Raw genomic sequence first — 17,179 nt, forward strand, 5'->3', positions numbered from 1 at the left:
CCCGGACGCACTGCGGCCCGGCACCCACGGATGGGTGCCGGGCCGCTGTGCTGTGCGGGGGGAGCTGCTAGAGCGGGATGTTGCCGTGGGCGCCGCGGCCGGCGGGGGCCGCCGCCAGCGCGCCGACGAGGCGCTTGCGGGTCTGGGCCGGCTCCACGACCTCGTCGACCACGCCGATCTCCTGCGCCCGCCCGACGCCGCCGGCGATCCGCTCGTGCTCCTCGGCCAGCTGGGCGTGCAGGGCCTCCCGCTCACCGGGCTGCGCCGCGGCGAGCTTCTTGCGGTGCAGGATGCCGACCGCGGCCTTGGCGCCCATGACGGCGACCTCGGCGCCCGGCCACGCGTAGACGGCTGTCGCGCCCAGGGACCGGGAGTTCATCGCGATGTAGGCACCGCCGTAGGACTTGCGGGTCACCAGCGTCACCCGCGGCACCACCGCCTCGGCGAAGGCGTGCAGCAGCTTGGCGCCGCGGCGCACGACGCCGTCCCACTCCTGCCCGACCCCGGGCAGGTAACCGGGGACGTCGACCAGCACCACCAGCGGGACGCCGAACGCGTCGCACATGCGCACGAAGCGGGCCGCCTTCTCCGCCGAGGGGGAGTCCAGGCAGCCGCCCAGCCGCAGCGGGTTGTTGGCGATGACGCCGACGGTGCGGCCGGCCAGGCGGCCCAGCGCGGTGATGACGTTGGGCGCGTACCGGCTCTGCAGCTCCAGCGGTGCCTCGTCCAGCAGGCCGGCGATCATCGGCTTGACGTCGTAGGCGCGCTGCTTGGCCTCCGGCAGCATCGCGGACAGGTCGTCGTCGGCCTCGCCGTCGACGGAGGCGAAGCTGCCCTGCGCGGCGAGCAGGTCGACCGCGCGGCGTGCGGTCGCCAGCGCCTCCTGCTCGGAGTCGGTGACCACGTGCACCACGCCGGAGCGCCGTCCGTGGGTGTCCGGGCCACCGAGGGCCTCCATGTCGACCTGCTCGCCGGTGACCGACCGGACGACGTCCGGGCCGGTGACGAACACGCGGCCGAGCGGGCCCATGACGACCAGGTCGGTCAGCGCCGGCCCGTAGGCCGCACCGCCGGCGGCCGGGCCGAGGACGACGGAGATCTGCGGGATGCGGCCCGACGCCCGGATCATGCCGGCGAACACCTCGCCGACCGCGTGCAGGGCGGTGACGCCCTCGGCCAGCCGGGCGCCGCCGGAGTGCCAGATGCCGATCACCGGCACGTGCTCGCGCAGCGCGGTGTCGATGGCGTCGACGATGTGCCGGCAGCCGTCGACGCCCATCGCGCCGCCCATGATCGTGGCGTCGGTGCAGTAGGCGATGGCGGGGGAGCCCTGCACGGTGCCGCGGGCGGCCATCGCACCGGAGGTGTCGCGGGCGGCCAGCGGCTGCATGGTGCCCTCGTCGAAGAACCGGGCGAGCCGGTCCTCGGGGTCGCGCGGGTCGGGCTCGGCCAGGGTGGCGGCAGGGCTGACGGTGGTCATGCGGGGTCCCCTCAGGCGGTGGTGAAGACCAGGGCCATGTTGTGGCCGCCGAAGCCGAACGAGTCGTTGAGCGCGGCGGAGAAGGTGGCCTTGCGCGGGGCGCCGCGCACGATGTCGAGCTTCTGGACGGCGGCTGCGTCGTCGAGCTGCTCGATGTTCTGGGTGCCGGGGATGACCTGGTCGCGCAGGGCGAGCAGGCAGAACACCGACTCCAGCGCGCCGGCGGCGCCCAGCAGGTGACCGCTCTGGCTCTTGGTGGCGGTGACCGCGGCGTGGTCACCGATCGCCTCGAGGATCGCGGCGGCCTCGGCGATGTCGCCGACCGGGGTGGAGGTGGCGTGGGCGTTGACGTGGCCGACGTCGGAGGCGGACAGGCCGGCGTCCCGCAGTGCGGCGCCGATGGCGCGCTGGGCGCCCTCGCCCTCGGGGTGCGGGGCGACCAGGTCGTAGCCGTCGGAGGTGCCGCCGGCGCCGGCGAGCGTGCCGTAGACCTTCGCGCCGCGGGCCTTGGCGGCGTCGGCGCGCTCGAGCACCAGCGCGGCGGCGCCCTCGGCGAGGACGAAGCCGTCGCGGCCGGCGTCGAAGGGCCGGGAGGCGTGCTCGGGGTCGTCGTTGCGGGTGCTCATCGCGCGCATCGAGGCGAAGCCGGCCATCGGCAGCGGGTGCACGCAGGCCTCGGCGCCGCCGACGAGGACGACGTCGGCGCGGTCCAGCCGGAGCATGTCCAGGCCCCAGCGGATGGCCTCGGCGCCGGACGCGCAGGCGCTGACCGGGGCGTGCACGCCGCCGCGGGCACCGATGGCCAGGCCCACCGCGGCGGCCGGGCCGTTGGGCATGAGCATGGGGATGGTGAAGGGCGAGACCCGCTTGGGGCCCTTGGCCTCGAGGATGTCGTCCTGGTCCAGCAGCGTCATGGCGCCGCCGATGCCGGTGCCCATGACCACCGCGACGCGCAGCGAGTCGTAGCCGGCGTCCCCGGCGCCGGAGTCGGCCCAGGCCTCCTCGGCGGCGACGACCGCGACCTGCTGGCTGCGGTCCAGCCGGCGGGAGCGGACCCGGTCGATCTTCTCGGAGGGGTCCTGCGCCAGGCGGGCGACCAGCTGGGCGGGGAAGGGCTCGATCCACTCGTCGGTGATCCGGGTGACCCCGGACTTCCCGGCCAGCAGCGCGTCCCAGGTGGAGGCGACGTCGCCGCCGAGCGGCGTGGTCGCGCCGAGCCCGGTCACCACGACGTCGGTGTTGTTGATGTTCACGGTGTCCTCCTGGGACGAGCGGAAGGGGTGGGACGGCCCCGTCGCAGGACGTCGGGTCCTGCGACGGGGGCCAGTGCTACTGGTTCTTCTCGATGAAGGAGATGGCGTCGCCGACGGTCTTGATGCCGCCCAGCTCGTCGTCGGGGATCGCGACGCCGAACTTGTCCTCGACGGCGGTGGCGATCTCCACCATCGACAGCGAGTCGACGTCGAGGTCCTCGGTGAAGGACTTCTCCGGGGTGGCGTCGGCGGGGGCGACCCCGGCCACCTCCTCCAGGATCTCGGCGAGGCCGGACTGGATCTCGGCGGTGCTGGCCACGAGGGCCTCCTCTTCTTCGTGCTGGTCAGGGGGTCGTGCGACCGGACGGCGGAGCCGCCCGGGGATCAGGGGAGCCGGACGACCTGTCCGGCGAAGGTGAGCCCGGCGCCGTAGCCGAGCAGCAGGGCGAGGTCGCCGCTCTTGGCCTCGCCGGACTCCAGCAGCGCCGACAGCGCCAGCGGCACCGAGGCCGAGGAGGTGTTGCCGGCCTGCACGACGTCGCGGGCGATGACGGTGTCCTCGCCCAGGCCCAGCCGCTTGGCCATCAGCTCGATGATCCGCAGGTTGGCCTGGTGCGGGGCGAAGACGTCGATGTCGGCGGCGGTGACCCCGGCGCGGTCCATGGCCTGCTGCAGGGTGTCGGTGAGCCTGGTGGTGGCCCAGCGGTAGACCGCCTGCCCGGCCATGGTCAGCTTCGCGCCCTCGCCGGTGGGGATGGCGATGGCGTCGCGCTGGTCGCCGTCGCTGCCCCACACGACCGGGCCGACGCCGGGGTCCTCGGTCGGCCCGAGCACCATCGCGCCCGCGCCGTCGGCGAAGATCACCGCGGTGCTGCGGTCGGTCAGGTCGGTGACGTCGGTGAGCTTCTCGGCGCCGACGACGAGCGCGTGGGTGGCCGAGCCGGTGCGGATGGCGTCGGCGGCCGCGCCCAGGGCGTAGCAGAACCCGGCGCAGCCGGCGTTGAGGTCGTAGGAGCCCGGACGGCGGATGCCCAGGCGGTGGGCCACCTCGGGGCCGGCGCCGGGGATCATCGTCGGCAGGCTGGCGCTGGCCACCACGACCAGGTCGACGTCCTCGGGGGCCAGGCCGCTGGCCGCCAGGGCCTTGCCGCCGGCCGCGACCGACATCTCCACGACGGTCTCGTCGGGCTCGGCCCAGCGACGCTCGGCGATGCCGACCCGGCTCTGGATCCACTCGTCGCTGGTGTCCATCGTCTGCGACAGCTCGTCGTTGGTGACCCGGCGGCGCGGCCGGTAGGCGCCGATGCCGAGCACCGCGGCACCGGGCGCGCCGGTGGTGAGCTGGATGCGGGTGTCGCTCATGCGGACTCCTCCGGGTAGAGACGGGCCAGCGGGTCACCGGCGTCGACCAGGTCGCCCTCGGCGACCAACCACTCGGCGAGGACGCCGGCGTACCCGGCGGCGACCTCGACGGTCTCCCGGCGCCCGGCGATGCTGGCCAGCGGCGTGCCGGCGGCGAGCCGGGTGCCCTCCTCGATCGGGTTCGGCGAGATCGAGCCGCGGGCGGGGGACACGACCATCCGCCAGTCCGGCGCCTGCTCGGCCTCGGGCCGGCCGCGCTCGGCGGCGATGAGCTCGCGGGCGCGGTCCAGGTCGGCGGGGCCGGAGATGGCCAGCACCTCGACGTCGTGGCGGCCCTTCCAGTCGCGCTTGGCCAGACCCGCCAGGGCGCCGGCGGGGGGCAGCTCGATGACCGCGGTGACGCCGAGCTCGCGCAGGGTGTCCAGGCAGGCGTCGAACCGGACCGGGCTGGTGACCTGGCTGACCAACCGGTTCAGCACGCCGGCGCCGGTCTCGACCGCGGAGCCGTCCTTGTTGGAGATCAGCAGGCGGGAGGGCTGGGCGGGGCGCAGGCCGCCGACGAGGCCCTCGAGCTCCTCGCGGGCCGAGGCCATGTAGTCGGTGTGGAAGGCGCCGGCGACCGACAGCGGCATGACCCGCGCCTTGGCCGGCGGGTCGGCCTTGAGCGCGGCCAGCCCGTCCAGCGACCCCGCGGCCACGACCTGGCCGGCGCCGTTGACGTTGGCCGGGGTGAGCCCGTGCGCCTCGATGGCGGCGAGCACCTCGGCCGGGTCGCCGCCCAGGACGGCGGACATGCCGGTCGGGGTCTGCGCGCAGGCCCGCGCCATGGCCCGGCCGCGGACCGCGGTGAGCGCGATGGCGGCCTCGACCGACAGCACGCCGGCCAGCGCCGCGGCGGTGAGCTCGCCGACGCTGTGCCCGGCGATGACGACGTCCCGGCCGGCCTGCGGCGTGTGCGCCACCGGGCCGGGCAGACCACCGAGCTCGCGGGCGACGAACAGCGACATCGCGACGACCAGCGGCTGGGTGACCGCGGTGTCCTTGATGGCCTCGGCGTCCCCGGTGGTGCCCAGGGTCAGCAGGTCGGCGTCGGCGACCGCACCGGCCCACCGGAAGAAGGACTCGGCCCCGGGGAGGTCGAGCCACTCGGTGAGCATCCCGGGCTTCTGGGCCCCCTGGCCGGGGGCGAGGACGGCGAGCACGTGACCACCGTGCCAGTCCCGGTGCCCCCGCGGGCCGTCGTCGGCCACGAAGAACACGGGTGCACTTCTGGAGGGTTCCCACAATTCTGTGACCGGAGGTGCGGTCGGCCACAGCTCAGGACCAGAGCGAGCGTCCGCCGTCCAGCGCCGCGAGCGCGAGCGCCACCTGCAGGGTCCAGGACCCACGCGGGTCGGTGGCCGACAGCCCGGTGAGCTCGGTGACCCGCTTGAGCCGGTAGCGCACGGTGTTGGGGTGCACGAACAACGCCCGGGCGCTGGCCTCCAGGTTGCCGCCGCTGCCCAGCACCGCCCGCACGGTGTCCAGCACGCCGCCGCCGGCGGCCTCCAGCGGCGCGGCGACCCGCTCGGCCAGTGCGGCGCGGGCCAGCGGGTCGCCGTCCAGGGCGCGTTCGGCGAGCAGGGCGTCGGCGTCCACCGGGCGGGGGGCGCCGGGCCAGGCGACGGCGGCCCGCAGGCCGGCCAGCGCGGCGGCCGCGGAGTCCACCGCCTGCGCCAGGGAGTCCACGGCCGGCCCGCGCACGACCGGGCCCGGGCCGAACTCGGCGCCCACCCGCTCCGCGACCGGGGCCAGGTCGGGCACCCCGCCGAGGACGACGACCAGCTGGTGGGCGTGCACCCCGACCAGCACGTCGGCCCGCATCGACCGGGCGGCCCGGCGGACGGCGGAGTGCAGGTCGTCGACGTCGGGCGCGGTGTGCCCGACCAGCACGAGCACCGGGGCGGTGGCCGCCCAGCCCAGCGCGGCGGCGCGGCCGGGGAGCTCCTCGGGGCGCTCGCCGCGGACCAGGGCGTCGACGACCAGTGCCTCGAGCCGGGCGTCCCAGGCGCCGCGGTTCTCGGCGTAGCTGGCGTAGACGTGCGCGGTCGCGAAGGCGACCTCGCGGCTGTACTGCAGCACCGCCAGCCGCAGTGCCTGCGCCTCGCCGGGCTCGACGACCTGGCCCAGCCGGTCCTCGACGACCTCGACGGTCACCTTGATCAGGTCGACGGTCTGCTTGAGCGGGACGGCGCGGACGAGCTCGCGGGGGGCGGCGCCGAACACCTCGCCGGTCAGCCGCGGCGGGCGGCCGGGGTGGCGGCACCACTCCACCAGCGAGGCGATGCCGGCCTGCGCGACGAGGGTGACCCAGGAGCGCTGGTCGGCCGGCATGGACCGGAACCAGGGCAGCGAGTCGTCCATCCGGGCCACCGCCTGGGTGGCCAGCGAGCCCGACGCGCGCTCCAGCCGGCGCAACGTCGCCTCCGACGGGCCTGCCGCACTCACCCGTGCAGCCTGTCATGCGGCAGGCTGGGCCGGTGACGACGGCGCAGCGCACCCACCCGATCGGGGCCCGCCAGGCCGTCGCGGCGGGCTGCCTGCTGGTCGTCGTCCTGCTCGGGGTGGGCGTCGCGGCCTCGTGGGGCCCGCAGCTGCGGCTGGACACCGACGTCAGCCGGGCGCTGTACGCCGGCGACGGGCGCTCGTCGCTGGTGCAGGCGCTGCTGGACGTCGCGACCGCCCCGGGCTACACGGTGGCGCGGCTGGTGGTCTTCCTGCCGGTGGTGGTCTGGCTGCTGCGGGCCCGCCGCTGGACCTCCGCGGTCTGGGTGACGGTCTCGGTGGTGGGGGTCGGCCTCGTCAACTCGGCGGTCAAGGAGCTGGTCGGCCGGCCGCGACCGCAGTTCGCCGACGGCGGCGCCCAGCTGACGTCGCTGTCGTTCCCCAGCGGGCACGCGTCCGGGATCGCCTGCCTGGTGACGACGGCGCTGGTGCTGGCCTGGCCGGTGCTCTCCCGCACGGCCCGGCGGTGGTCGACGGCGGCCGCCGTCGTGCTGGCGCTGCTGGTGGGGCTCTCGCGGATGTGGCTGGGCGTGCACTACCTGTCCGACGTGGTCGCCGGGTGGGCGCTCGGGGTGGCCTGGACGCTGCTGGTCGTCACGGTGGTGCAGGGGGTGCGGTGGACGAGGGCCTGATCTCGCGGCACCTGGTGGAGCCCACCGACGGCTCGGCCGGGCCGCTGCTGCGCATCGCCGAGGACCGCCTCATGCCCGGCGCCGGCTACGGCGCGCACCCCCACGCCGACGTCGACGTCGTCGCCGTCGTGCTGTCCGGGTCGCTGGCGCACGGCTGGGGCGGGCGGGTCACCCTGCGCGCCGGGGACGTCGGCATCCTGCGGGCGGGCACCGGGCTGGTGCACGACGAGGTGGCCGGCGCGGACGGCGCGCACGTGCTGCAGACCTACCTGCGCACCGCCGCGGCCGGCCAGGAGCCCGGGCACCGGCTGGTGCGCTGGTCGGCGGTGGCCGACCGCGGGTGGGTGGACCTGGGCCGGCCCGACGCCCGGCTGTGGGTGGCGCGGGTGCAGGCCGACGACACCGTCGCCGTCCCGGCCGGGTTGCGCGTCGTGGCCACCCGGGACGAGGTCTGGGCGGCGCCCGCCGCGACGACCGGCGAGGGCCGGGTGACCGGGCCGGCCACGGTGTGCGTGTGGCAGTTGGACCGCGCCCGGCCGCTGTGGGCGGTCGACTAGCGGGCCAGCTCGCGGTAGCGGGGGAGCTGCTCGCCGAAGACGGCGTCCCAGTCGTGGGGGGTGCCGGCCAGGGCGGCGGCGAGGCCGTCGAGGTGGGCGTGCCAGCCGGCGCCGTAGCCGGTCGCCTGGTCGGCCTGCAGCAGCCGGTGCACCAGCGTCAGCTCGGTGCCGCCCTCGACGGCCACCAGGTCGTAGCGGACCACCGAGCGGTCCTCGCCGGGGTGGTGCCACTCGTGCTCCAGTGTCCGCGGCGGGTCCCAGGTGAGCACGGTGCCGGTGGTCGTGTCGCCGCTGTCGAACTCGATGCGCACGGCGCCGCCGACCCGGGGATCGATCGTGGCCGGGGCCAGCCACGCCGAGGGGTCGGCCAGTGCGGCCCAGACCCGCTCCGGCGGGGCCGCCAGGAACCGGACGAAGGTGACGGAGCGGCGGTCGTCGGCGACGGCGGAGTAGCTGCCGGTCATGTCGGTTCTCCCTCGGTGAGGTGGTCGGCCAGCCGGTCGAGGGCCGCCGTCCAGTGGCTGCGGTAGCGATCGACCCAGGCGTCGACCTCGGTGAGCGGGGCGGGGTCCAGCCGGTAGACCCGGCGCTGGCCGTCGACCCGGACCCGGACGAGACCGGCCTCGCGCAGCACGCGCAGGTGCCGGGACACGGCGGGTTGGGTCAGGGCGGGGGCGGCCTGCGCGAGGTCGCCCGCGGTGCGCTCGCCGCCGGCCAGCAGGTCGAGCACGGCCCGGCGGGTCGGGTCGGCCAGCACGGCGAAGACATCCACGGCCGCACTGTATTGCGCCGTCGTCATATGACGCAAGTGTCATGCGTTGGGCTGGTCGTGAGCCTTGCTGAAGACTGTCGGGCATGACCGACGACGCCGCCCTGCTCGCTGCCGCCCGCGCCGACGCCGCCTGGGTGGTGGACCTCCGCCGGCGGCTGCACCGCCGTCCCGAGGTCGGCCTGCAGCTGCCGCAGACCCAGGCGATCGTGCTCGAGGCGCTGGCCGACCTGCCGGTGGAGGTGACGACGGGGACGACGACGTCGTCCGTGGTGGGCGTGCTGCGCGGGGCGCGGCCGGGGCCGACCTACCTGCTGCGGGGCGACATGGACGCGCTGCCGCTGCAGGAGGACACCGGGCTGGACTTCGCCTCGGAGATCCCCGGCGCGATGCACGCCTGCGGGCACGACACCCACGTCGCGATGCTGCTGGGCGCGGCCCGGCTGCTGGCGGAGCGGCGCGAGGAGATCGCCGGGCAGGTCGTCCTCATGGTCCAGCCGGGGGAGGAGGGCCACCACGGCGCCCGGTACATGCTCGACGAGGGCCTGCTCGACGCCGTCCCCGGGGCGCCGATCAGCGGGGCGTTCGCGATCCACATCAGCACGTCGTTCCCGACGGGGACGATCAACGTGCGGCCCGGCCCGCTGATGGCCGCCGCCGACCACTTCCGGATCACCCTCCAGGGGGCCGGCGGGCACGCCTCCACCCCGCACGTCACCGCCGACCCGGTCCCGGTGGCCGCGGAGATCGTGCTGGCGCTGCAGGCGATGGTCACCCGCCGGGTCGACGTGTTCGACCCCGCCGTGGTCACCGTCGGGCACATCGCCGCGGGGACGACGAACAACATCATCCCGGCGACCGCCTTCCTCGAGGGCACCATCCGGACGCTGTCCGCGGAGCGCCGCGCCGACGTGGTGGCCCGGGTGCAGCGGGTGGCCGAGAAGGTCGCCGAGGCCCACGAGCTCACCGCCGTCTTCGAGCGGGTGGAGGGCTACCCGGTGACCGTCAACGACGCCGTGGTCGCCGGCCAGGTCGAGGCCCGCGCCGCCGCGCTGCTGGGCGCGGCGGCGTCGGTGCCGATGCCCGACCCGCTGATGGGCGCCGAGGACTTCTCCTACGTGCTGGAGCGGGTGCCCGGCGCGATGGCGTTCCTGGGCGCCTGCCCGCCGGACCTGGTGCCGGGCGAGTCGCCGGGCAACCACTCGAACCTGGTGGTCTTCGACGAGGACGCGCTGCCCGCCGGCACCGCCCTGTACGCCCGCATGGCCCTCGCCGCCCTGGCCGGGTGACCCTGGCGGCGCAGCCCCTCCGGTGTCCCTCCGGCGCAGCGTTGATCAGGGAGGTTGATCGAAGTCCGTCCTCCTGCGCGAGATCTGGTGCAGGAGGACGGACTCCGGTGCAGGGAGACGGTGGTCAGGCGGCGGACGACGACGGTGGGGCGACGCGGGGTACCAGGCGCAGGCCGCCGTTGCGCTGCTCGACCCGGTAGCGCCGCGGACCGGGAGGCGGAGGGGTGGCCAGCAGCCGGCGCACGCGGGCCACCTTGGCGACGAGTGCGTCGTGGAGGTCACCCGGCGCGAACCGGACCCCTCGCAGGTCGAGGTCCAGCATCTCGTCGTGGCGGAGCTTCTCCTTCCACACCGCCTCCCCGGGTGTGCGACCGCCCCACGGGTCGAGCACCTTGACCTTGCCGTCCGCTTCGCCGAACACACCCTCCTCCTCCCACAACCAGTCCAGGACGCCGACCAACCGGGCGCCGACGAACACCGCGGCCTGCAGCATCGGCTCGGGTAGCCCCGCGCCGACCAGGGCGAGACGGCTGCGTGTCTCGTGCGGAGAGTGCGCGCCCACCCGGGCCAGGCGGACGGCCTCGGCCGCGCGGGCGATGCGGGGCCAGTGGGTCTGGCGCAGCACGGCCGCGGTGAGCTCTTCCCGGGTGACCCGACCGTCGGCCAGCGCGTCGTCGATCGCGACCACCGCGTCCACGACGTCCCACTCCCGGGCGACGTCGACCAACGTGCGCACCAGGGATGTCACGCGGAGCCCACCGACCACCGCCACGTCCTCAGCCGCGAGGCCGGCCTGGTGGACGGTGTAGCCGCGGCCGGCCCGGTAGTTGTCCGGGGCGGTCAGCTCGATCTCCCCGGCGAGGCCGCTCGGCAGCACCAGCTGGTGCACCCGCGCTGCGGAGGCGTGACTGATGGCCGCGCCGTCGTCGAGCCGCAGCAGGACGGCGGCGCACGCGAGCAGGTGCGTCGTGCCGGCCGCTTCGTGCGCCCGCCACACCGCCCCGGTCGTGTAGACGCCGTGCCGCAGCCGCCGCCACTCACCTGAGCGCAGCAGCGGGGTGACGTCGTTGCGGCCGACCCCGGCGCGGCGGGCGTCGGCGGCAGCGAAGACCTCGCCGTGGCGGTCCATGGCGGCGCGGATGACGGGGTGCACCGGCGCAGCGTGCGGCGTCGTCCCCGTCCGTGGGGCCCCGTCCTCCGATCTGTGGACGGCGTCCGGGCCTGTGGACGACGTCCTCCTGCACCGAAGTCCGTCCTCCTGCACCAGAGCTGGCGCAGGAGGACGGACTTCGATCAACCCCCCTGATCAACGCTGCGACCAGGGGGCAGACCCCGGGGGGTCAGGTGTTGTCGACGGGGCTGTCGTCCGGCGGGGCGGCCTTCGGGTCGGCGATCGCGTACCGCTCGACCGCCTCGGCCACCCGCTGCGGGTCGACCTGGCCGCGCTTGGCCAGCTCGCCCAGCACCCGCACCACGATCGACTCGGCGTCGACGTTGAAGTGCCGGCGCAGCGCCGGGCGGGTGTCGGACAGGCCGAACCCGTCGGTGCCCAGGGTCGCCAGGCCACCCGGGACGTAGGGCGCGATCAGGTCGGGGACGGCGCGCATCCAGTCCGACACCGCCACGACCGGGCCCTCGGCGCCCTCCAGCGCCTCGGTGACGTAGGGCCGCCGGAGGTCGGTCGGGTGGTGCAGGTTGTGCTCGTCGACCTCGACGGCCTGCCGGCGCAGCTCCGTCCACGACGTCACCGACCAGATGTCGGCCGAGACGCCCCACTCGTCGGCGAGGATCTGCTGCGCCTTGAGCGCCCACGGCACCGCCACGCCCGAGGCCAGGATCTGCGCCTTCTTGGCGTCGTCGATCCACGGGCCCTGGTTGTAGCGGTACATGCCCGCCAGCAGGCCCCGGACGTCGACGTCCTCGGGCTCGGCCGGCTGCTGGAACGGCTCGTTGTAGACCGTCAGGTAGTAGAAGACGTCCTGGCTGCGCGACCCGCCCAGCGGCGAGCCCGGGTCCTCGCCGTACATGCGGGCGAGGGCGTCCTTGACGATGTGCCCGAGCTCGTAGCCGAACGCGGGGTCGTAGGACACGACCGCGGGGTTGGTCGCGGCCAGCAGCAGCGAGTGGCCGTCCTCGTGCTGCAGGCCCTCGCCGTTGAGCGTCGTCCGGCCGGCGGTGGCGCCCAGGGCGAACCCGCGGGCCATCTGGTCGGCGGCGGCCCAGAAGGCGTCACCGGTCCGCTGGAACCCGAACATCGAGTAGAAGATGTAGATCGGGATCATGGCCTCGCCGTGCGTCGAGTACGACGTGGCGACGGCGGTGAAGGACGCGGTGGACCCGGCCTCGTTGATCCCCTCGTGCAGGATCGTCCCGGCCGTGGACTCTTTGTAGGCCAGCATCAGCTCGCGGTCGACCGCGGTGTAGGTCTGGCCGTGCGGGGAGTAGATCTTCGACGTCGGGAACAGCGAGTCCATGCCGAAGGTGCGGGCCTCGTCGGGGATGACCGGCACGAAGCGCGGGCCGAGCTCCTTGTCCTTGAGGAACTCCTTGAGCAGCCGGACGAACGCCATCGTCGTGGCGACCTGCTGCTTGCCCGACCCGCGGCGCAGCACCTCGAACGCCTTGTCCTCGGGGGCCTTGAGCGGCTTGGCCGCCACGTGCCGCCGGGGTACCGCGCCGCCGAGCTGCCGGCGCCGCTCGAGCATGTACTGCATCTCGTCGGAGTCCGGGTCGGGCTTGTAGTACGGCGGGAGGTACTTGTCCTCCAGCGCGGAGTCGGGGATGTCCAGGTAGAGCCGGTCGCGGAAGGTGGCGAGGTCCTCGGCGGTCAGCTTCTTCATCTGGTGCGTGGAGTTGCGGCCCTCGAAGTGGCTGCCCAGCGTCCAGCCCTTGATGGTCTTGGCCAGGATGACCGTCGGCTGGCCCTTGTGGTCCATCGCGGCCTTGTAGGCGGCGTAGACCTTGCGGTAGTCGTGGCCACCGCGCTGCAGCGCCCAGACCTCGTCGTCGGTCATGCCCTCGACCAGCTTGCGGGTGCGGGGGTCGCGGCCGAAGAAGTGCTCGCGGACGAAGGCGCCGTCCTCGGCCTTGTAGGTCTGGTAGTCGCCGTCCGGCGTCGTGTTCATCAGGTTGACCAGCGCGCCGTCGCGGTCGGCGGCCAGCAGCTTGTCCCAGCCGCGGCCCCAGACGACCTTGATGACGTTCCAGCCGGCACCGCGGAAGAAGCTCTCGAGCTCCTGGATGACCTTGCCGTTGCCGCGCACCGGGCCGTCGAGGCGCTGCAGGTTGCAGTTCACGACGAAGGTGAGGTTGTCCAGCTCCTCGCGGGCGGCCAGACCGATCGCACCCAGCGACTCGGGCTCGTCCATCTCGCCGTCGCCGAGGAAGGCCCAGACGTGCTGGTCGGAGGTGTCCTTGATGCCGCGGTGGTGCAGGTAGCGGTTGAACCGGGCCTGGTAGATCGCGTTGATCGGGCCCAGACCCATCGAGACGGTCGGGAACTCCCAGAAGTCGGGCATCAGCCGCGGGTGCGGGTAGGAGGACAGCCCGCCGCCGGGGTGGGACACCTCCTGCCGGAAGCCGTCCATCTGCTGCTCGGTGAGCCGGCCCTCGAGGAAGGCGCGGGCGTAGATGCCGGGGGAGGCGTGGCCCTGGAACCAGATCTGGTCACCGCCGCCGGGGTGGTCCTTGCCGCGGAAGAAGTGGTTGAAGCCCACCTCGTACAGCGACGCCGAGGACGCGTAGGAGGAGATGTGGCCACCGACGCCGACCCCGGGCCGCTGCGCGCGGTGCACCATGATCGCGGCGTTCCAGCGGATGTAGGCACGGATGCGCCGCTCGACGTGCTCGTCGCCGGGGAACCACGGCTCCCGCTCGGGCGCGATGGTGTTGATGTAGTCGGTGCTGCGCAGGGCGGGGACGCCGACCTGCTGCTCGCGGCTGCGCTCGAGCATGCGGAGCATCAGGTAGCGGGCGCGGCCCTTGCCGGCGTGGTCGACGACGGCGTCGAAGGACTCCAGCCACTCCTGGGTCTCGTCGGGGTCGTTGTCGATCAACTGGCTCGGCAGGCCGTCGGTGATGACCGCACGGGGGGTGCCGGACTCGCGGGCGGGGTCTCCGTCCGACTGCTGCGGGGCGCTCATGTGCACCATCGTCTCCTGCCGGACCCGCGCGCGTCACGCCGCCTCCGGTTGTGGTCGCAGAGAACCGCCCGCAGGTCTCCGCGAGGCAACGGATTGGGCAGGTCGGCTACCGCTCCGCCCGTGCGTCGGACACACTGACGCACCGACCCTGGATCACCGGGGCGGACCACGGAGCACATGGAGGACGAGCGGGGATGAGCGTCGACTCGGGCAGCGCCAGCATGGCGGCCCGGCTGGGGATCAAGCCGGGCATGGTCGTGCAGGAGCTCGGCTGGGACGAGGACGCCGACGAGGACCTCCGCGACTCCGTCGTCGAGATCTCCGGCGGGGAGATGGTCGACGAGGACTCCGACGAGGTGGCCGACGTCGTCCTGCTGTGGTGGCGCGAGGAGGACGGCGACCTGATCGACGCCCTCGTGGACTCCCTCGCCGCGCTCGCCGACGACGGCGTGGTGTGGCTGCTGACCCCGAAGTCCGGCCGCCCGGGCCACGTCGAGCCCGGCGAGGTCACCGAGGCCGCGCCGACCGCGGGGCTGCAGCAGACCAGCAGCATCTCCGCGGCCAAGGAGTGGGCCGGCATCCGTTTGGTCACCCCCAAGGCGGCCCGCTCCAAGCGCTGAGGTGAAGATGCGGGCATGACTCTCTCCGTGGGGGACCTCGCGCCCGACTTCACGCTGCCCGACTCGAACCGGCAGCCGTTCACGCTGTCCGAGCACCGGGGCTCCCCGGTGCTGGTCGTGTTCTACCCCTTCGCGTTCTCCAGCGTCTGCACCGGTGAGCTGTGCCAGCTGCGCGACGAGCTGGACACCTACACCGGCGCCGGCGTGCAGGTCGTGGCGGTGTCCACCGACCCCGCGCCGACGCTGAAGGCGTGGAGGGAGCAGCAGGGGTTCGAGTTCCCGCTGCTGAGCGACTTCTGGCCGCACGGCGAGGTGGCCAAGGCCTACGGCGCGTTCTTCGAGACCGCCGGCATGGCCAACCGCGGCACGTTCCTCGTCGACGCCGAGGGGAAGGTCGCCTTCACCGAGGTCAACGGCCCCGGCGACGCCCGCGCGCAGAGCGGCTGGAAGGACGCGATCGCCTCGCTGGCGGCCTGAACCCGGACCGGCCCACTACGGTGGGGCGGCTCCCGGGCGCGTAGCTCAGCGGTAGAGCTCTCGCCTTACAAGCGAGCGGTCGCAGGTTCGAACCCTGCCGCGCCCACCCCTCAGTGCCGGCCCGGCGCCTGCGCGCGCACCAGCCGGCGGGCGGCGTCGACCTCCCGGGCCACCGGGGCGAGCACCCCCTCGGCGTGGATCTCGGTGTCGTCGGGGAAGCGGTGCAGCCGCAGGTCGTCGTCCAGCTCCCGGATCGCCCGGCGCAGCACGTGCACCTGGCCGCGCGGCGGCACCGGGTCGCCCGACCGCATCGCGATCACCGCCTCGGTGACCGCGTCCGACGTCCGCTCCAGCTGGATGATCACCGGGTACCAGGCCGCCGCCCGGGTGCTGATCGGCGGCGGCTCGGACAGCCGGCGCTGCAGCTGGGTCTGCAGCTCGGTCAGCGCCCGGTAGCTGCCGCGGCGCGCCCGCCGGGTCTCCTCGGGGCTGCCGGTGAAGGCGGCGTCGACGAACCGGTCCAGCGCCACGGCGGCGCCGCGCAGCGCGTCGTCCAGCGGGGCCCGCCAGGTCTGCGGCCACAGCAGGTAGCCGATCACCAGCACGATGGCGCAGCCGATCAGGGTGTCCACCAGCCGGGGCAGCACCAGGGACGACGGGCTCGGCGCGGCCAGGTCCAGCAGCATGATCACCAGCGGTGTCTGGAACACCGAGAACAGCCCGAAGTTGGCGTCCCGCGCCCAGGGCAGGACGGCGGCGAACACCGCCATGGCCAGCAGCACCCACCCGCCGCGCGGCAGCACGGCCAGCAGCGCCGACCCCAGCAGGACGCCGAGCAGGGTGCCCGCGCCGCGCTGCACCGCGCGCCCGAACACCGACCCGAAGTCGGGCTTGAGCACCACGGCCACGGTCAGCAGCACCCAGTACGGGCGCTCGATGGGCAGCCGCTGCCGGGCGACCTCGGCGGCCACCATGCACAGCGTCAGCCGGACGACGAAGGCCCGGGAGTCGGCGTTGCCCGTCGTCCGGTCGGCGAGGTCGCGCAGCCGCAGCCGCCACGGCAGCCGGGCCCGGGGCACCGCGGCCGAGGCCCGCTCGTCGGGGTCGCCCACGACGTCCCACACCAGCCGGACGCCGTGCCGCACCGCCCGCCGGGTCGCCGGCCCGTCCTCCAGCGCGGCGGGACGGTCCCCGACGAGGGGACGGCGCTGGGCCACCGCCGCGCCGAGCGCGTGCGCGGCGGTGACGTCGACGGGGTCGGCGGGGACGCCGGCGCGCGCGGTGGCCACCGCGCCCTCGACCAGGGGCGCCGCGGCGTTGAGGACGCCGGCGAGCTCGGCTAGCTCCTGGCTGCGGCCCGAGGACCGGCTGCGGCTGTGGATCACCCGGTCGTAGCCGGTGTTGAGCGCACCGGTCAGCGCGCGCCGGGCGTCGTCGGTACGGGGCGTGCCGACCGCGGCGAGCAGGTCGCCGATGGCGGTGAAGACCGCGCCGACGGCGGTCCGGTCGGGGTCGGCGGGTTCGGTGCGGGCCTGCACGAGCACCAGCGCGGTCGCCCACACGCCACCGGCGACGAAGAAGCCGACCTCGACGTGCAGCGGCAACGGCGTCTGCAGGCCCGAGGACAGCGCCGCGTAGACCAGCAGCTGCAGGGCCCCGAGGGACAGTGCGGCGTCGATCGAGCTGATCAGCGCCGCCACCGCCGACAGCACCCCGATCACCAGGACCGGCTGCCACCCCGTCCCGGTCGCGGCCTCGCCGGCGGCCAGACCCACGGTCCCGAACCCGGCGGCGGCCACCACGCGCCGCAGCCGGGTGCGCAGCGGGCCGCCCTGGGGCGCCAGCGTCGCCGCCAGCGCGCCGGTGGTGGCGAACACCCCCGCACCCAGTGCGGCGGGGTCGGCCAGCCGGCCCAGCAGTGCGACCATGGCCAGGGGACCGGTGATGGACAGGGCGAACCGGACGACGTCGCGCCAGGGGACCGGGGGGCGCTTCGTGCGGACCAGCTCCTCGAGCCAGGCCGGTGCCCGCAGCCCCCTGTCCGCCACGGGTGG

General features: G+C 74.8%; 16 protein-coding genes and 1 tRNA gene. 6 read left to right on the top strand and 11 right to left on the bottom strand.

What is annotated here, in order from left to right:
• Nucleotides 1-67: 67 nt before the first annotated feature.
• The 6 genes from BLT39_RS13150 to BLT39_RS13175 form a co-directional block, all read right to left on the bottom strand.
• Nucleotides 68-1,480, bottom strand: coding sequence for an acyl-CoA carboxylase subunit beta (locus BLT39_RS13150; RefSeq protein ID WP_091063844.1), 1,413 nt, complete (start codon nucleotides 1,478-1,480; stop codon nucleotides 68-70).
• A gap of 11 nt (nucleotides 1,481-1,491) precedes the next feature.
• Nucleotides 1,492-2,733, bottom strand: coding sequence for a beta-ketoacyl-[acyl-carrier-protein] synthase family protein (locus BLT39_RS13155; protein ID WP_207507943.1), 1,242 nt, complete (start codon nucleotides 2,731-2,733; stop codon nucleotides 1,492-1,494).
• Between the two features lie 76 nt (nucleotides 2,734-2,809).
• A complete protein-coding gene (locus BLT39_RS13160) occupies nucleotides 2,810-3,052 on the bottom strand; it encodes an acyl carrier protein (RefSeq protein ID WP_091063849.1) in 243 nt (80 codons plus the stop codon).
• 65 nt (nucleotides 3,053-3,117) lie between these two features.
• Nucleotides 3,118-4,095: a beta-ketoacyl-ACP synthase III gene (locus tag BLT39_RS13165; protein WP_091063853.1), complete on the bottom strand. Its 978-nt coding sequence runs from the start codon at nucleotides 4,093-4,095 to the stop codon at nucleotides 3,118-3,120.
• Complete coding sequence (locus BLT39_RS13170) at nucleotides 4,092-5,354, bottom strand: acyltransferase domain-containing protein (RefSeq protein WP_242658376.1); 1,263 nt, start codon at nucleotides 5,352-5,354, stop codon at nucleotides 4,092-4,094. Before BLT39_RS13170 ends, BLT39_RS13165 begins: the two co-directional genes overlap by 4 nt.
• A gap of 58 nt (nucleotides 5,355-5,412) precedes the next feature.
• Nucleotides 5,413-6,582: a PucR family transcriptional regulator gene (locus tag BLT39_RS13175; RefSeq protein ID WP_091063856.1), complete on the bottom strand. Its 1,170-nt coding sequence runs from the start codon at nucleotides 6,580-6,582 to the stop codon at nucleotides 5,413-5,415.
• A 32-nt stretch (nucleotides 6,583-6,614) separates the two neighbouring features.
• On the opposite strand from BLT39_RS13175, the gene BLT39_RS13180 reads away from it, so the two are divergent.
• Both BLT39_RS13180 and BLT39_RS13185 read left to right on the top strand, forming a co-directional pair.
• Entirely contained in the window at nucleotides 6,615-7,271 is a 657-nt protein-coding gene (locus tag BLT39_RS13180) for a phosphatase PAP2 family protein (protein ID WP_242658377.1), read from the top strand.
• Nucleotides 7,256-7,828, top strand: coding sequence for a pirin family protein (locus BLT39_RS13185; protein ID WP_242658378.1), 573 nt, complete (start codon nucleotides 7,256-7,258; stop codon nucleotides 7,826-7,828). Before BLT39_RS13180 ends, BLT39_RS13185 begins: the two co-directional genes overlap by 16 nt.
• Here BLT39_RS13185 and BLT39_RS13190 read toward each other — a convergent pair.
• Nucleotides 7,825-8,292: an SRPBCC family protein gene (locus BLT39_RS13190; protein ID WP_091063862.1), complete on the bottom strand. Its 468-nt coding sequence runs from the start codon at nucleotides 8,290-8,292 to the stop codon at nucleotides 7,825-7,827. The genes BLT39_RS13185 and BLT39_RS13190 overlap by 4 nt on opposite strands.
• Nucleotides 8,289-8,600 (bottom strand): ArsR/SmtB family transcription factor, encoded by a 312-nt coding sequence (locus BLT39_RS13195; RefSeq protein ID WP_091063865.1) that lies wholly within the window; start codon nucleotides 8,598-8,600, stop codon nucleotides 8,289-8,291. Before BLT39_RS13195 ends, BLT39_RS13190 begins: the two co-directional genes overlap by 4 nt.
• Before the next feature lie 83 nt (nucleotides 8,601-8,683).
• On the opposite strand from BLT39_RS13195, the gene BLT39_RS13200 reads away from it, so the two are divergent.
• On the top strand, nucleotides 8,684-9,886 hold the full coding sequence (locus BLT39_RS13200; RefSeq protein WP_091063868.1) for a M20 metallopeptidase family protein: 1,203 nt from the start codon (nucleotides 8,684-8,686) through the stop codon (nucleotides 9,884-9,886).
• 124 nt (nucleotides 9,887-10,010) lie between these two features.
• On the opposite strand, the gene BLT39_RS13205 is transcribed toward BLT39_RS13200, so the two are convergent.
• The gene (locus tag BLT39_RS13205) at nucleotides 10,011-11,039 is read right to left on the bottom strand and encodes a type IV toxin-antitoxin system AbiEi family antitoxin domain-containing protein (RefSeq protein ID WP_091063871.1); all 1,029 of its coding nucleotides are present in this window, start codon (nucleotides 11,037-11,039) and stop codon (nucleotides 10,011-10,013) included.
• Between the two features lie 187 nt (nucleotides 11,040-11,226).
• On the bottom strand, nucleotides 11,227-14,028 hold the full coding sequence (aceE, locus tag BLT39_RS13210; protein ID WP_091065054.1) for a pyruvate dehydrogenase (acetyl-transferring), homodimeric type: 2,802 nt from the start codon (nucleotides 14,026-14,028) through the stop codon (nucleotides 11,227-11,229).
• A 194-nt stretch (nucleotides 14,029-14,222) separates the two neighbouring features.
• Here aceE and BLT39_RS13215 point away from each other — a divergent pair, with 194 nt between their 5' ends.
• The 3 genes from BLT39_RS13215 (at nucleotide 14,223) to BLT39_RS13225 (ending at nucleotide 15,231) form a co-directional block, all read left to right on the top strand.
• Nucleotides 14,223-14,648 (top strand): DUF3052 domain-containing protein, encoded by a 426-nt coding sequence (locus BLT39_RS13215; RefSeq protein WP_091063875.1) that lies wholly within the window; start codon nucleotides 14,223-14,225, stop codon nucleotides 14,646-14,648.
• A gap of 15 nt (nucleotides 14,649-14,663) precedes the next feature.
• The gene (locus BLT39_RS13220; RefSeq protein ID WP_091063879.1) at nucleotides 14,664-15,125 is read left to right on the top strand and encodes a peroxiredoxin; all 462 of its coding nucleotides are present in this window, start codon (nucleotides 14,664-14,666) and stop codon (nucleotides 15,123-15,125) included.
• Nucleotides 15,126-15,159: 34 nt separating this feature from the next.
• Nucleotides 15,160-15,231, top strand: a tRNA-Val gene (locus tag BLT39_RS13225).
• 4 nt (nucleotides 15,232-15,235) lie between these two features.
• Here BLT39_RS13225 and BLT39_RS13230 read toward each other — a convergent pair.
• The gene (locus BLT39_RS13230) at nucleotides 15,236-17,173 is read right to left on the bottom strand and encodes an FUSC family protein (protein ID WP_091063882.1); all 1,938 of its coding nucleotides are present in this window, start codon (nucleotides 17,171-17,173) and stop codon (nucleotides 15,236-15,238) included.
• Nucleotides 17,174-17,179 lie beyond the last annotated feature (6 nt).

It is taken from the genome of Klenkia brasiliensis (genome assembly GCF_900100695.1).
Classification (GTDB): domain Bacteria; phylum Actinomycetota; class Actinomycetes; order Mycobacteriales; family Geodermatophilaceae; genus Klenkia; species Klenkia brasiliensis.